We start from the raw sequence: 540 nt of genomic DNA on the forward strand, positions 1-540 counted from the left end.
GCGCAGAGCTTAACAGACTCAAGCGTAAAGTATATCTAATGGATGCTACTATTATTCCTTTATGCTTAAGTGTATTTGACTGGGCAAAATTCCGCAGTGCTAAGGGAGCTGTAAAACTTCATACTATACTTGATTATGATGGCTGTATGCCCAGTTTTGTGCATATCACAGATGGTAAACAACATGAATCTAAAATAGCCAAGACTATTTCATTTCCTAAAGGCTGTGTGGTCGTTGTAGATAGAGGCTACGTTGATTATGCTTGGATGAACGTTTTGGACAGCAATCAGTCCTTTTTTGTCACACGCAGTAAAAGCAACATGAAATATACGGTAGTGAAAACATTTCAAAGTGAAGCACTCAAAGACAACGGAGTCCTTCAGGATCAAATTATTGAACTTGATGGTGATGCGAAAAAGCACTATCAAGGAAAGAAAATGCGTATAGTACGTTTTTGGGACAGCATAAATAAGGCTGAATATGAGTTTTTAACAAATAATTTCACCTGGAAGGCATCAACAGTAGCTGCCTTATATAAGG

At 37.8% G+C, this 540-nt stretch carries 1 protein-coding gene; it reads left to right on the forward strand.

The features are described 5' to 3' along the window. Window positions 1–540: IS4 family transposase (locus H8B04_RS16915; RefSeq protein WP_190303072.1), on the forward strand; the 540-nt coding region annotated here is incomplete at both ends.

It is taken from the genome of Sphingobacterium litopenaei, assembly GCF_014692495.1.
Lineage (GTDB): Bacteria > Bacteroidota > Bacteroidia > Sphingobacteriales > Sphingobacteriaceae > Sphingobacterium > Sphingobacterium litopenaei.